The organism is Streptomyces sp. NPDC030245, assembly GCF_055572995.1.
The window spans coordinates 91,981-106,074 of sequence record NZ_JBVICF010000008.1; the positions used below are offsets into that span (position 1 = coordinate 91,981).

At 68.3% G+C, this 14,094-nt stretch carries 14 protein-coding genes; 3 read left to right on the forward strand and 11 right to left on the reverse strand.

The features are described 5' to 3' along the window. Nucleotides 1-29: 29 nt before the first annotated feature. From ACZ4Z4_RS22060 to ACZ4Z4_RS22070, 3 genes are all read left to right on the forward strand, one after another. Nucleotides 30-1,220, forward strand: coding sequence for a sensor histidine kinase (locus ACZ4Z4_RS22060; RefSeq protein ID WP_468329681.1), 1,191 nt, complete (start codon nt 30-32; stop codon nt 1,218-1,220). After that, nucleotides 1,217-1,867 carry a response regulator gene (locus tag ACZ4Z4_RS22065; RefSeq protein ID WP_468329684.1) on the forward strand — a complete coding sequence of 217 codons (651 nt, stop codon included), beginning with the start codon at nt 1,217-1,219 and terminating at the stop codon, nt 1,865-1,867. Before ACZ4Z4_RS22060 ends, ACZ4Z4_RS22065 begins: the two co-directional genes overlap by 4 nt. Nucleotides 1,868-2,081: 214 nt before the next feature. Beyond that, nucleotides 2,082-3,917: a glycosyl hydrolase family 18 protein gene (locus tag ACZ4Z4_RS22070; RefSeq protein WP_468330444.1), complete on the forward strand. Its 1,836-nt coding sequence runs from the start codon at nt 2,082-2,084 to the stop codon at nt 3,915-3,917. 74 nt (nt 3,918-3,991) lie between these two features. Here ACZ4Z4_RS22070 and ACZ4Z4_RS22075 read toward each other — a convergent pair whose 3' ends face one another. The 11 genes from ACZ4Z4_RS22075 to ACZ4Z4_RS22125 all read right to left on the reverse strand — a co-directional run bounded on the left by ACZ4Z4_RS22075 (nt 3,992) and on the right by ACZ4Z4_RS22125 (nt 13,971). Continuing rightward, nucleotides 3,992-4,441, reverse strand: coding sequence for a DUF2550 domain-containing protein (locus ACZ4Z4_RS22075; protein ID WP_468329687.1), 450 nt, complete (start codon nt 4,439-4,441; stop codon nt 3,992-3,994). A gap of 144 nt (nt 4,442-4,585) precedes the next feature. Continuing rightward, nucleotides 4,586-4,960: a F0F1 ATP synthase subunit epsilon gene (locus tag ACZ4Z4_RS22080; RefSeq protein ID WP_150172272.1), complete on the reverse strand. Its 375-nt coding sequence runs from the start codon at nt 4,958-4,960 to the stop codon at nt 4,586-4,588. A gap of 130 nt (nt 4,961-5,090) precedes the next feature. After that, the gene (gene atpD / locus ACZ4Z4_RS22085; RefSeq protein WP_468329690.1) at nt 5,091-6,533 is read right to left on the reverse strand and encodes a F0F1 ATP synthase subunit beta; all 1,443 of its coding nucleotides are present in this window, start codon (nt 6,531-6,533) and stop codon (nt 5,091-5,093) included. Then, nucleotides 6,533-7,453, reverse strand: a complete 921-nt coding sequence (locus ACZ4Z4_RS22090) for a F0F1 ATP synthase subunit gamma (protein ID WP_468329693.1) — start codon at nt 7,451-7,453, stop codon at nt 6,533-6,535. Before ACZ4Z4_RS22090 ends, atpD begins: the two co-directional genes overlap by 1 nt. A gap of 20 nt (nt 7,454-7,473) precedes the next feature. Continuing rightward, nucleotides 7,474-9,066 carry a F0F1 ATP synthase subunit alpha gene (gene atpA, locus ACZ4Z4_RS22095; RefSeq protein ID WP_468329695.1) on the reverse strand — a complete coding sequence of 531 codons (1,593 nt, stop codon included), beginning with the start codon at nt 9,064-9,066 and terminating at the stop codon, nt 7,474-7,476. Nucleotides 9,067-9,178: 112 nt separating this feature from the next. Then, on the reverse strand, nt 9,179-10,003 hold the full coding sequence (locus ACZ4Z4_RS22100; protein WP_468329697.1) for a F0F1 ATP synthase subunit delta: 825 nt from the start codon (nt 10,001-10,003) through the stop codon (nt 9,179-9,181). After that, nucleotides 10,000-10,554 (reverse strand): F0F1 ATP synthase subunit B, encoded by a 555-nt coding sequence (locus ACZ4Z4_RS22105; protein WP_468089703.1) that lies wholly within the window; start codon nt 10,552-10,554, stop codon nt 10,000-10,002. Before ACZ4Z4_RS22105 ends, ACZ4Z4_RS22100 begins: the two co-directional genes overlap by 4 nt. Nucleotides 10,555-10,595: 41 nt before the next feature. Continuing rightward, nucleotides 10,596-10,841 (reverse strand): ATP synthase F0 subunit C, encoded by a 246-nt coding sequence (gene atpE / locus ACZ4Z4_RS22110; protein ID WP_016643250.1) that lies wholly within the window; start codon nt 10,839-10,841, stop codon nt 10,596-10,598. A gap of 73 nt (nt 10,842-10,914) precedes the next feature. Then, nucleotides 10,915-11,685, reverse strand: coding sequence for a F0F1 ATP synthase subunit A (gene atpB / locus ACZ4Z4_RS22115; RefSeq protein ID WP_468330447.1), 771 nt, complete (start codon nt 11,683-11,685; stop codon nt 10,915-10,917). Between the two features lie 276 nt (nt 11,686-11,961). After that, nucleotides 11,962-12,399, reverse strand: coding sequence for a hypothetical protein (locus ACZ4Z4_RS22120; protein WP_468329699.1), 438 nt, complete (start codon nt 12,397-12,399; stop codon nt 11,962-11,964). Nucleotides 12,400-12,660: 261 nt separating this feature from the next. Then, nucleotides 12,661-13,971 (reverse strand): MraY family glycosyltransferase, encoded by a 1,311-nt coding sequence (locus ACZ4Z4_RS22125; RefSeq protein ID WP_468329701.1) that lies wholly within the window; start codon nt 13,969-13,971, stop codon nt 12,661-12,663. Nucleotides 13,972-14,094: the final 123 nt, after the last annotated feature.

Genomic DNA, 14,094 nt, shown 5'->3' on the forward strand with positions numbered 1-14,094 from the left:
GGGGCCGCCGCGCCGTGTTGGATGGACCCATGGCCCCGCCCCTCCCCCGCCCGCAGCGCGTCGACGTACAGATCGCCGCCGCCAGCCTGCTCTCCGGGCTGGCCCTGGAGGCGCTCGGGCTGCACTCCCAGGGCGGCCGGCTGCTCGGCGGCCACTGGTCGCTGGTGCCGCTCTTCGTCCTGGCCGGGCTCGAACTGCTGCGCAGCAGCCGGCCGCAGACCGCCCTGGCCCTCGGCACGGTCACGCTGGTGGCCGACCAGTTCACGTCGGGCAACCTCGCGTCGATCCTGATGTTCACGGACATCGTGTACGCGGCCGTGGTGTACGGCACCCCGGCCGCCGCCCGGCGCATCCCCGTCACCACGGGCCTGGTGACGGTGGCGGTCACCATCGGCTTCCTCGCCTGGTTCCAGGAGGCGGAGGCCATCCTCATCGGCTTCGTCACCGGCGTGGTCTCCTTCGCGCCCGCCACCACCGGCGTCCTCGTGCGCAACCACCGCGAGGCCGCCGAGGCGGCGAAGCTGCGGGCCGAGCAGACCGCGCTCCTCGCGGAGATGGACCGGGCCCAGGCCGTCGGCGCCGAGCGCGCCAGGATGGCCCGCGAACTGCACGACATGGTCGCCAACCACCTCTCGGCGATCGCCATCCACTCCACGGCCGCGCTCTCCCTCGACGACCCGGCGACGAGCAGGGACGCCCTCGCCGTCATCCGTGAGAACAGCGTCGAGGGGCTGGCCGAGATGCGCCGCCTCATCGGCATCCTGCGCGACCACAGCGGCGACCTGGAGCCGGCGGCCGCGCCCACGCTGGAAGGGCTCGGCACCCTCGTCGCCAACGCCCGTACGAACGGCCTCGACGTCACCCTCGTCGACGCGCGCATCCCGGAGGGCCCGAAGCTCCCCACGCCGGTGGAGCTCGCGGCGTACCGGATCGTGCAGGAGTCCCTGACGAACGCGCTGAAGCACGCGTCCCCCGGCCGCGTCACCGTCTCCCTGGTGCAGGAACCGCGCGCCCTCACGGTCCGGGTGACCAGCCCCTACGGAGATCCTTCGGGGCCCCGCGCCCCGGGCTCGGGCGCCGGCCTCGTCGGCATGCGCGAGCGCACCGAACTGCTCGGCGGCACCTTCGAGTCGGGCCCCGAGAGCAACCCCACGGGCAAGGTCTGGAACGTCTTCGCGACCCTGCCCGTCGACCCCGCCGACGAAGGAGCCAAGGAATGATCCGGGTGCTGGTCGCCGAGGACCAGTCAGCCGTGCGCGCGGGACTCGTCCTGATCCTGCGCAGCGCGTCCGACATCGAGGTCGTCGGCGAGGCGGCGGACGGCGAGGAGGCCGTCGCGCTCGCCCGCGAACTCCGTCCCGACCTGGTCCTGATGGACATACAGATGCCACGTCTCGACGGGGTGGCGGCGACCCGGCAGGTCGTCGCCGAGCACCTCGCGGACGTCCTGGTCCTGACCACCTTCGACCTCGACGAGTACGTCTTCGGGGCGCTGCGCGCGGGCGCCTCCGGGTTCATGCTGAAGAACACCGAGGCGAGGGACCTCCTCGAAGGGGTCCGTACGGTCGCGCGCGGCGAGGGCCTCATCGCACCGGCCGTCACCCGCCGTCTGATCGCCGAGTTCGCCGCCCCTTCGAAGGCGGTACGCGGGGAGAACGCGCCGGACCCCGCCGTCCTGGACGGCCTCACGCGCCGCGAGCGCGAGGTCCTGTCCTGCATCGGTGAGGGCCTGTCCAACGCGGAGATCGCGGCCCGACTCTCCATGGCGGAGGCGACGGTGAAGACGCACGTCAGCCGGATGCTGGGCAAGCTGGAGCTGCGCAGCCGGGTGCAAGCGGCCGTGCTGGCACAGGAGTTGGGCGTCTGACCGACCCGCCCCGATGACGGGCCGTCACGGTCTGGCCAATGGTTCAGACCTCTTGACCGTTGGTCCAGACCTTTCTATTCTCACCGCACTGCGGTGAGCACTCCCCCACGTGTCCACGTGCTCACGGGCGGCGCAGGGTCCCAACCCCTAAGACCCCCGGATCTCACCCGAGGAGCACCTCGTGCGCTTCAAGAAGAGCACCAACCGCTCGAGACTGAAATTCAGACACAAAGCCGTAGCGGGAGTCACCACGCTGCTGCTCCCGCTCGCCACCCTCGTCGCCCTCGGCTCCTCCGCCGAGGCGGCACCCGACGCCGCCCCCGAGGCCACCGCCACGTACACCAAGACCCAGGACTGGGGCAGCGGCTTCGAGGGCAAGTGGACGATCAAGAACACCGGCACCACCAGCATCAGCTCCTGGAACGTCGGCTGGGACTTCCCCACCGGCACCAGGGTGACGTCGGCCTGGGACGCCACCGTCACCAACTCCGGCAACCGCTGGACCGCGAAGAACCTCGGGTGGAACGGGACGCTCGCCCCCGGCGCCTCGGTCTCCTTCGGCTTCAACGGCACCGGCTCCGGCTCCCCCGCCAACTGTGAGCTGAACGGCGCCGGCTGCGACGGCGGCGGCGTCCCCGGCGACAACCCGCCGAGCGCCCCCGGCACCCCGACCGCGTCCGGCATCACCGACACCTCGGTCAAGCTCGACTGGAAGGCCGCCACCGACGACAAGGGCGTCAAGAACTACGACGTCCTGCGCGACGGCGCCAAGGTCGCGACGGTCACGGAGACCTCGTACTCCGACACCGGCCTGACCAAGGGCACCGACTACTCGTACACCGTCCAGGCCCGCGACACCGCCGGCCAGACGGGTCCCGCGAGCGGCGCCGTCAAGGTCCGCACCACCGGCGGCGGCGACCCGGGCCCCGGCCCCGGCGACAAGGTCAAGCTCGGCTACTTCACCGAGTGGGGCGTCTACCAGCGCAACTACCACGCGAAGAACATCGCGACCTCCGGCTCGGCCGAGAAGATCACCCACATCAACTACAGCTTCGGCAACGTCCAGGGCGGCAAGTGCACCATGGGTGACTCCTACGCCGCCATCGACAAGGCCTACACCGCCGACCAGTCCGTCGACGGCGTCGCCGACACCTGGGACCAGCCGCTGCGCGGCAACTTCAACCAGCTGCGCAAGCTGAAGGCCAAGTACCCGAACATCAAGATCCTCTGGTCCTTCGGCGGCTGGACCTGGTCCGGCGGCTTCACCGACGCCATGAAGAACCCGGCGGCCTTCGCCAAGTCCTGCCACGACCTGGTCGAGGACCCGCGCTGGGCCGACGTCTTCGACGGCATCGACCTGGACTGGGAGTACCCGAACGCCTGCGGGCTGTCGTGCGACACGTCGGGGCCCGCCGTCTTCAAGAACATGATGCAGGCGTTCCGCAACGAGTTCGGCTCCAAGAACCTCGTCACGGCCGCCATCACCGCGGACGCCTCCAGCGGCGGCAAGATCGACTCCGCCGACTACGGCGGCGCGGCGCAGTACTCCGACTGGTACAACGTGATGACGTACGACTTCTTCGGCGCGTGGGCGGCCAAGGGCCCGACGGCCCCGCACTCCCCGCTCACGTCCTACCCGGGCATCCCGCAGGAGGGCTTCAACTCCGCGGACGCCATCGCCAAGCTGAAGGCCAAGGGCGTGCCCGCCGCCAAGCTGCTGCTCGGCATCGGCTTCTACGGGCGTGGCTGGACCGGCGTCACCCAGAAGGAGCCGGGCGGCACCGCCACGGGGCCGGCCCCCGGCGCCTATGAGCAGGGCATCGAGGACTACAAGGTCCTCAAGAACTCCTGCCCGTCCAACGGCACGGTCGCCGGGACCGCCTATGCCCACTGCGGCAGCAACTGGTGGTCCTACGACACGCCGTCCACCGTCCGCTCCAAGATGGCCTGGGCCAAGGAGCAGGGGCTTGGTGGGGCGTTCTTCTGGGAGTTCAGTGGCGACACCAGCAACGGTGAGCTGGTGACCGCCATCAATGACGGCCTGAAGTAGCCGTCCCTGAAACGAAGCCGGGAAGACAGGATCGCCCCCTGTCTTCCCGGCTTCTTCATGCCGTACGGGATGTACTACGCCACGTTCACGCGCTGGCCCGGAGGGGCCGCCTCCAGCCAGGCCAGGAAACCCGTCAGCGCGTCCTCGCTCATCGCCAGTTCCAGGCGGACGCCACGGTGCAGGCAGCCAAGAACGATCGCGTCGGAGAGCAGGGCCAGCTCCTCCTCGCCGTCCGGGGCGCGGCGGTCCACGACCTCGATGGCGGAGCGCTCAAGGACCCGGCGTGGCCGGGGAGCGTAGGAGAAGACGCGGAACCATTCGACGCGGTCGCCGTTGTAACGGGCCACCCCGTACCCCCAGCCCTTGCCGGAGGTGTCGCCCTTCTCCGGGGCGTCCCAGCGCAGGGAGCAGTCGAAGGTGCCGCCGGAGCGCTGGATCAGCCGGCGCCGCAGTCCGAAGACGAAGAGCCCCATCAGAACCAGCACGATCAAAGCAAGTCCGCACACGAGCAGAGTGAGGATCATCGGCACCGACCTCCTCGCCTCTACCGTCGGCCGACGGGCCGACAACGGACCAATACATTGCACCCGCATTGCCTCAGCCGCGACCCGGTCCGGAACCTTCCCGGACCTGGCCGCGGCTGAGTCACGTTACGCCGCGCGCTGGGGTCAGCGCGTCGCCACCGCACGCAGTCGGACGTCGGCGCGCCGCTCGGCGGAGGCGTCGGCCTCCGACTTCGCGCGCTCCAGCGCCCGCTCCGCACGCTTGACGTCGATCTCGTCGGACAGCTCCGCGATCTCGGCGAGCAGCGACAGCTTGTCGTCCGCGAAGGAGATGAATCCTCCGTGGACGGCGGCCACGACCGTGCCGCCGTCGCTCGTACGAATGGTCACCGGGCCCGACTCCAGCACACCGAGCAGCGGCTGGTGACCGGGCATGACGCCGATGTCGCCGGACGTGGTGCGCGCGACGACCAGGGTGGCCTCGCCGGACCAGACACTGCGGTCCGCCGCGACCAGCTCGACATGCAGCTCAGCAGCCAAGAGTGGCTCCTCGGGTCACCACCCGGCGGTTCAGCCGGGTGTTGGGTCAAATTCTAGTGGGCGTACGGGGAGGGACGGGACACGGCCCCCGCGGGGGTGACCCGTCCCTCACCGTCATGAGCTACCGAGCTCAGGAGACGCCGAGCTCCTTGGCGTTCTTCTTGAGGTCCTCGAGGCCACCGCACATGAAGAAGGCCTGCTCGGGGAAGTGGTCGTACTCACCGTCGCAGATCGCGTTGAACGCCGCGATCGACTCCTCGAGCGACACGTCCGAACCGTCCACGCCGGTGAACTGCTTGGCGGCGTGGGTGTTCTGCGACAGGAAGCGCTCCACACGACGGGCACGGGCCACGACGAGCTTGTCCTCTTCGCTGAGCTCGTCGATGCCGAGGATCGCGATGATGTCCTGGAGGTCCTTGTACTTCTGGAGGATCCCCTTGACGCGCATGGCGCAGTCGTAGTGGTCCTGCGCGATGTAGCGCGGGTCCAGGATGCGGGACGTGGAGTCCAGCGGGTCCACGGCCGGGTAGATGCCCTTCTCGGAGATCGGACGGGAGAGCACCGTCGTCGCGTCGAGGTGGGCGAACGTGGTGGCCGGGGCCGGGTCGGTCAGGTCGTCCGCGGGGACGTAGATCGCCTGCATCGAGGTGATCGAGTGACCGCGGGTCGACGTGATGCGCTCCTGGAGGAGACCCATCTCGTCGGCCAGGTTCGGCTGGTAACCCACCGCGGACGGCATGCGGCCGAGCAGGGTCGAGACCTCGGAACCGGCCTGGGTGAAGCGGAAGATGTTGTCGATGAAGAACAGCACGTCCTGCTTCTGGACATCGCGGAAGTACTCCGCCATGGTCAGACCGGCCAGGGCGACGCGCAGACGCGTGCCCGGCGGCTCGTCCATCTGGCCGAAGACCAGCGCGGTCTTGTCGAGAACGCCGGCCTCCTCCATCTCGACCATGAGGTCGTTGCCCTCACGGGTGCGCTCGCCGACACCGGCGAAGACGGAGACACCGTCGTGCAGCTTGGCCACACGGACGATCATTTCCTGGATCAGAACGGTCTTGCCGACACCGGCACCACCGAACAGACCGATCTTTCCACCCTTGACGTACGGGGTGAGGAGGTCGACGACCTTCAGGCCGGTCTCGAACATCTCGGTCTTGGACTCGAGCTGGTCGAAGGCCGGGGCCTTGCGGTGGATCGTCCAGCGCTCGGCGTCGGCGACCGTGGACGGGTCGTCGTTCAGGACCTCGCCGAGCGTGTTGAACACGCGGCCCTTGGTCACGTCGCCGACCGGCACCGAGATGCCCTTGCCGGTGTCGGTGACGGGCGCCTGGCGGACCAGGCCGTCGGTGGGCTGCATCGAGATCGCGCGGACCACGCCGTCACCCAGGTGCTGGGCGACCTCGAGGGTCAGCGTCTTCTTCGCGCCCGCGGTCGACGGGTCGTCGACCTGGACGTGCAGGGCGTTGTAGATCTCCGGCATCGCGTCGACGGGGAACTCCACGTCGACGACCGGGCCGATCACCCGGGCGACGCGGCCCGTGGCAACGGCCGTCTCAACAGTGGTCGTCATTACTTGTCACTCCCCGCGGTCGCGTCGGCCAGCGCTGCTGTGCCGCCGACGATCTCGCTGATTTCCTGGGTGATTTCGGCCTGGCGGGCCGCGTTGGCAAGCCGGGAGAGGCTGTTGATCAGATCCCCGGCGTTGTCGGTCGCCGACTTCATCGCGCGGCGCGTGGCGGCGTGCTTGGAGGCAGCCGACTGGAGCATCGCGTTGTAGATACGGCTCTCGACGTACCGCGGCAGCAGGGCGTCGAGGACGTCCTCCGCCGACGGCTCGAAGTCGTACAGCGGAAGGATCTCGTCCTTGCCGGACTTCGACTCCTCCGCCACCTCTTCGAGGCTGAGCGGCAGCAGGCGGCCGTCGATGGCCGTCTGCGTCATCATCGAGATGAACTCGGTGTAGACGATGTGGAGCTCGTCCACGCCGCCCTCCGCCGTCTCCTTCTCGATCGCCTCGATCAGCGGCACCGCGACCTTCTTGGCGTCCGCGTACGTGGGCTCGTCGGTGAAGCCCGACCACGACTCCACGACCTTGCGCTCGCGGAAGTTGTAGTGGGCCAGACCACGGCGGCCGACGACGTACGTGTCGACCTCCTTGCCCTCGGCCTCCAGGCGCGCGGTGAGCTGCTCCGCGGCCTTGATGGCGTTGGAGTTGAAGGCGCCGGCCAGTCCGCGGTCGCTCGTGAGGAGCAGCACCGCGGAGCGGGTCGCCGTCTCCGGCTCGGTCGTCAGCGGGTGCTTCGTGTTCGAGCCGGTGCCGACCGCCGTGACCGCGCGGGTGAGCTCGGTCGCGTACGGCGTGGACGCCGCCACCTTGCGCTGGGCCTTGACCACGCGCGAGGCGGCGATCATCTCCATCGCCTTGGTGATCTTCTTGGTCGCGGTGACGGATTTGATGCGACGCTTATAGACCCGGAGCTGGGCTCCCATGAGTCAGGTCCCTTCCGTCGTCACTTGCCGGCGGCGGCCGGAGCGTCCTCGCCGAGAAGCTTCCCGTCCGAGGTCTCGAACTGCTTCTTGAACGCCGCGATCGCGTCGCTGACGGCGGTGAGCGTGTCGTCCGACATCTTGCCGCCCTCCTTGATGGAGGTCATGAGGCCCTGCTCCTGCCGGTGCAGGTAGGCGAGGAGCTCACGCTCGAAGCGACGGATGTCGTTGACCGGCACGTCGTCCATGCGACCGGTGGTACCGGCCCACACGGAGACGACCTGGTCCTCGGTGGCCATCGGCTCGTACTGCGGCTGCTTGAGCAGCTCGACCATGCGCTGACCGCGCTCCAGCTGCGCCTTCGACGCGGCGTCCAGGTCGGAACCGAAGGCGGCGAACGCCTCCAGCTCACGGAACTGGGCGAGGTCCACGCGCAGGCGGCCGGAGACCTGCTTCATCGCCTTGTGCTGCGCGGAACCACCGACTCGGGAGACGGAGATACCGACGTTCAGCGCGGGGCGCTGACCGGCGTTGAAGAGGTCCGACTCCAGGAAGCACTGGCCGTCGGTGATGGAGATGACGTTGGTCGGGATGAACGCCGACACGTCGTTCGCCTTGGTCTCGACGATCGGCAGACCGGTCATCGAGCCCTTGCCCAGCTCGTCCGAGAGCTTCGCGCAGCGCTCGAGCAGACGCGAGTGCAGGTAGAAGACGTCACCCGGGTAGGCCTCGCGCCCCGGCGGGCGGCGGAGCAGCAGGGACACGGCGCGGTAGGCGTCGGCCTGCTTCGAGAGGTCGTCGAAGATGATGAGGACGTGCTTGCCCTCGTACATCCACTGCTGGCCGATGGCCGAACCGGTGTAGGGCGCCAGGTACTTGAAGCCCGCCGGGTCGGACGCCGGGGCGGCGACGATGGTCGTGTACTCCAGCGCGCCGGCCTCTTCGAGGGCACCGCGCACGGAGGCGATGGTGGAGCCCTTCTGACCGATGGCGACGTAGATGCAGCGCACCTGCTTGTTCACGTCGCCCGTGCGCCAGTTGTCGCGCTGGTTGATGATCGTGTCGACGGCCAGGGCGGTCTTGCCCGTCTGGCGGTCACCGATGATCAGCTGACGCTGGCCACGGCCGATCGGGGTCATCGCGTCGACGGCCTTGTAGCCGGTCTCCATCGGCTCGTGCACCGACTTGCGCTGCATGACCGTGGGGGCCTGCAACTCAAGGGCGCGACGTCCGCTGGTCTCGATCTCGCCGAGGCCGTCGATCGGGTTGCCGAGCGGGTCGACGACGCGGCCGAGGTAGCCCTCGCCGACGGCGACCGACAGCACCTCGCCGGTACGGCTGACCGACTGGCCCTCTTCGATACCGCTGAACTCGCCGAGGACGATCGAACCGATCTCGCGCTCTTCAAGGTTCAGCGCGAGACCGAGGGTCCCGTTCTCGAACTTCAGCAGCTCGTTGGCCATGGCCGAGGGCAGGCCCTCGACCTTCGCGATGCCGTCGCCGGCAAGGGTGACCGTACCGACCTCCTCGCGCGAGGCCGCGTCCGGCTTGTACGCCTGGACAAAGTTCTCCAGCGCGTCCCGGATCTCCTCCGGCCGGATCGTGAGCTCCGCCATCTGGGTTCCCTGCTCTCCTTGTTGGGCCCGAAGTTTTCTTGGGGGGTCTGGGGTCAGCCCCCAGGAATCCTCTGCACGGCCCAACTAGGGCCGTAGGTCGTGCTTCTTTGTCTTACTGACCGGCCACGCGGCGGCCGGCTTCCTCGATACGGTCCGCGATGGAGCCGTTGATGACCTCGTCGCCCACCTGCACCGTGATCCCGCCGAGAACCGTGGGGTCCACGTCGAGGTTGAGGTGCATCTGGCGTCCGTACACCTTGGCCAGGACGGCGCCGAGGCGCTCCTTCTGCCGGTCCGAGAGCGGAACGGCGGAAGTGACGACGGCGACCATGCGGTTGCGGCGGTCCGCGGCCAGCTTGGCGAGGGACTCGAGGCCGTCTTCCAGGCTACGTCCACGCGGCGCGGTGACGAGGCGCTCGACGAGACGCTCCGTGACGTCCTCGGCGCGACCGCCGAGCAGGCTGCGCAGCAGCTCGCTCTTGGCCGTGCCCGTCGCGGCGCGGTCGGTCAGCGCGGCCCGCAGCTCGGTGCTGGAGGAGACGATCCGGCCGAACCGGAAGAGCTCGTCCTCGACGTTGTCCAGGGCGCCGGCCTTCTGCGCACCGGTCAGGTCGGCGAGGTTGGCGAGCTCCTCCAGGGCGTCCACCAGGTCGCGCGACTGCGACCAGCGCGCGCGGACCATGCCGGCCACCAGGTCGGCGGTCTCGCCGCCCACCTGGCCGGACAGCAGGCGTCCCGCAAGCTCGGCCTTGGCCTCACCGGACTGCGACGGGTCGGTGAGGACCCGGCGCAGCGAGACCTCGCGGGCGAACAGCGCCGTGACGGCGGCCAGCTCGTCCGCGAGCTGCTTGGCGTCGACCGAGGTGCTGTCCGTCAGCGCGTCGAGACGCTCGCGCGCGGCGGCCAGGGCCTCGCGGCTCGCTCCGTGCGCTGTCATCGAGCTGCCTCGGCCTTCTCCTCGAGCTCGTCGAGGAAGCGGTCGATGGTGCGGCTCTGGCGGGCGGAGTCCTCGAGGGACTCACCGACGAGCTTGCCGGCCAGGGCGGTGGCCAGCTGGCCCACGTCCTGACGCAGCGACTGCGCGGCGGCCTTGCGGTCGGCCTCGATCTGGGCGTGACCGGCGGCGACGATCTCCTCGCGCTGACGCTGGCCCTCGGCCCGCATCTCGGCGATGAGCGTGGCGCCCTGCTCCTGCGCCTCCTGGCGCAGACGCGCGGCCTCGTGCCGGGCCTCGGCGAGCTGAGCCTTGTACTGCTCAAGAACGCTCTGGGCCTCGGTCTGAGCGGCCTCGGCCTTCTCGATACCGCCTTCGATCGCCTCCCGGCGCTCTTCCAGAACCTTGTTGATGTTCGGGAGGAGCTTCTTCCAGAAGAAGAAGAAGACGATGGCGAAGGCGATGGCGCCGACGAGCAGCTCAGGGCCGGGCGGCATGAGAGGGTTCTGCTCCTCGCCATGCTCGGCCGCCAGCTGTACCAGGTTGGCGATCACATCATTGCCTTTCGTCGAACGGGACTAATCGTCTCGGGCGATCAGGAGCCGTAGACGAACGGCATGACGATGCCGATGAGGGCGAGCGCCTCACAGAAGGCGAAGCCGAGGATCTGGTTGGCACGGATCAGACCGGCAGCTTCGGGCTGACGAGCCAGGGCCTCGGTGCCCTTACCGAAGACGATGCCAACACCGATGCCGGGGCCGATGGCCGCGAGGCCGTAGCCGATGGAGCCGAGGGCCTTGATGTCACCCTGGAGGGCGGCGAGCTCGAGAGTCGCGGACATGCCGTTACTTCCTTCTCTTTCATGGACCGGTGGGGGTTGGCCACCGGGCGCTTAGGGGGTTGCGGGAGGGCGGTCAGTGGTGCTCGGCGAGAGCGCCCTGGATGTACGAGCAGGCGAGGAGCACGAAGACGTACGCCTGGACGGCCTGCACGAAAAGCTCGAAGAGGATCATGCCGATGGTCATCACGAAGGAGACACCGGCGGCCGGGATCATCCAGCTGTTCAGCAGGTACCAGGAGGCGACGGTGAACATCACCAGCATCAGGTGACCGGCGAACATGTTGGCGAACAGTCGCACCGCGTGCGTGAAGGGGCGCACGAGCAGGTTCGAGAAGAACTCGATGAACGACACGAGCCACTTGATCGGACCGAGCGAGTTGTCGTATCCGGTGATGTTCTTCCAGCCGCCCACGAAGCCGTGCTTCTTGAAAGTGAGGGGCACCCACACCAGGTAGACGACGGCCGCCAGCACCGCCGGGTAGGCGATGATCGACGAGACCGGGAACTGGGTCAGCGGGATCACGGACCAGATGTTCATGATCCAGATGAAGAAGAACAGCGAGACCATGAGCGGGACGTACTTCTCGCCGTCCTTCTTGCCCATCGTCTCGTAGACGATGCCGCGGCGTACGAAGTCGTATCCCGCCTCGCCCATCATCTGCAGCTTGCCCGGGACCAGCTTGGCCTTGCCGAACGCCACGTAGAAGAAGGTGACGACGACGAGGGTGGTCAACAGGGCGAGCATCATCACCTTGTTGAACTCGAACCCGCCGACGGTGAACATCGGCTTGAAGAGGAACGAGTGCAGGCCCGGAGCCGGGAAGCCACAGCCGTTGTCGGACATGATCCGACAGCTCCAGTCAAAGGCGAGCTCAGTTTGGTCAGCACTCACCGCGGGCTCCTTCGGCGTGACGCATAGGTACGGCAACCTCGTTGTCGTGTCGGCGCGGCACACGGCCGCGGTTCGGCACCGGACTGGTGTTTCGGAAGTGTGAGCGGCGTTCAGGCATCGAGCCTCGCGATCGTGCAGGCGTCAGCTCAGATGCCCGCGCCAGCAGTGCCGCAGTTGGCACCGGACGATAGCAGCATCTCGAACGGGCATTTATCCCGCCCCTACCCTTCACTGCGAGGACCCCGACTTCTCCTGCTTCTCGCTCTTATCCGAGTCGGGCTCGACATAAAGGATCTTGGCCTTCATGTGCGCGCGGGCCTGTGCGGCCATCCACACGATGGTCGCCGCCACAAGCGCGGCCGCGAAGGCCTTCGGATTGAAGAGATCCGTGTCCTTGAACAGGCCCATGAAGACGAGCAGCAGCAGGAGTTGGGCGACATAAAGCATCATGCCCATCGCCTGGAACAGCTGCGGAAGCGATTTTGCCGTCCGCTGCAGGACGAAGAGACCGAGCCCCATGAAGGCGATGACGACCAGGGTGCCGACGACAGCCCCGATGGCCCCCTTTCCGCCGGCCACCACGGCACTGACCACGGCGACGATCGCGCCGACGGCAGCTGTGGGCACAGCGGACTGAAGGAGATTTCGGGTGTCTTGGGACGGCATGGCGGCAGCTCCGCTTACTGATGGGGGCAGGGTGTCGTCATGGACGAGCGTAGACCCGGATCGAGAGGGGCCCTCGGGCCGCTGGACCGTCGCACTACGGTCCTTCGGCTCTATCCCGGGATCTCGTGAACCGTATCACAAACTATTTGATGAGGTCTTTACCTGCCCGGTGTGCCAACTGTCACACATGAGAAGTAATCCGCGCGCATGTGCACTCGGCGGGTCAACTTGTCTGGTAATGGGGCGATTTCGTACCGGGCGTCAACGCGACGTCTCTGCTTCCCGCCGCTCCTCGAACCGCGAGCGGGCGCCGATCGCGGTCGCTCCGTTGACGCCCACGGGGACCGGAGTCTCCTCCTCCGCCGGCATCGCCCCGTGGGCGGCCGATTCGGCAGCGGCAGCGGCACGACGCCGGTAGCGCGGCGGCACGAAGGACTCCGCCCACCGCGGCGTGCGCGGGGTGAAGCGCGGAAGCAGGAGCAGCACGAGGCCGAGCGCGCTGAGCGCGACGATCATCAGCAGGATCCACATGCTCGTGGAGTGCACGGAGTACGCGACGGTACCGAAGGCGATGAGCGCCGACCAGAAGTACATGATGAGCACCGCGCGGCTGTGCGAGTGACCGATCTCCAGGAGCCGGTGGTGCAGGTGGCCGCGGTCCGCGGCAAACGGCGACTTGCCGTTCCAGGTGCGCCGGACGATGGCGAGGACCAGGTCCGCGAAGGGGATCGCGATGATCGTCAGCGGCATCAGGAGCGGGATGAAGACCGGCAGCATCGCGTGCGTGGCATCGCGGCCGCCGCCGAAGTTCAGCTTCATCGCGGCCGGGTCGACCTGGCCGGTGACGGAGATCGCGCCCGCGGCGAGGACCAGCCCGATGAGCATCGAGCCCGAGTCGCCCATGAAGATCCTGGCCGGGTGCATGTTGTGCGGCAGGAAGCCCAGGCACATGCCCATGAGGATGGCGGCGAAGAGCGTGGCGGGGGCCGCTGCCTCGATGCCGTAGCCGTACCAGATGCGGTAGGCGTACATGAAGGACGCCGCCGAGGCGATGCACACCATGCCCGCCGCGAGGCCGTCGAGACCGTCCACGAAGTTGACGGCGTTGATGGTGATGACGACGAGCGCGACCGTCAGCAGGGTGCCCTGGCCCGAGGTGAGCGAGACCGTGCCGACGCCGGGGACCGGGATCCACAGGATCGTGAGGCCCTGCATGACCATGACGCCTGCGGCGATCATCTGGCCGCCGAGCTTGATCAGCGCGTCGATCTCGAACTTGTCGTCCAGGACGCCGATCAGCCAGATCAGCGCCGCCCCGGAGAGCAGCGCGCGCGGCTCGTTGGAGTTCTCGAAGACCGTGTTCAGGTTCGGCAGGTGGTCGGCGACGAGGAGACCCGCGCAGAGCCCGAAGAACATCGCGATCCCGCCGAGCCGGGGCGTCGGCTCCCGGTGCACGTCACGAGCGCGGATCTCCGGCATGGCACCGGCCACGATCGCGAACTTCCGCACCGGGCCGGTCAGCAGGTAGGTCACCGCAGCCGTGATGCAGAGCGTCAGCAGGTATTCACGCACGGGCTTCCCCACAGGTCTCGCTGGCCGTCACAGCCCCACACCCTAGCTTTGTGCGCATACGGTTGGGGACTTGCGGGTAGCGACGATGGTTGCACGAGCACCGCACCAGCACCGTCAGACCCC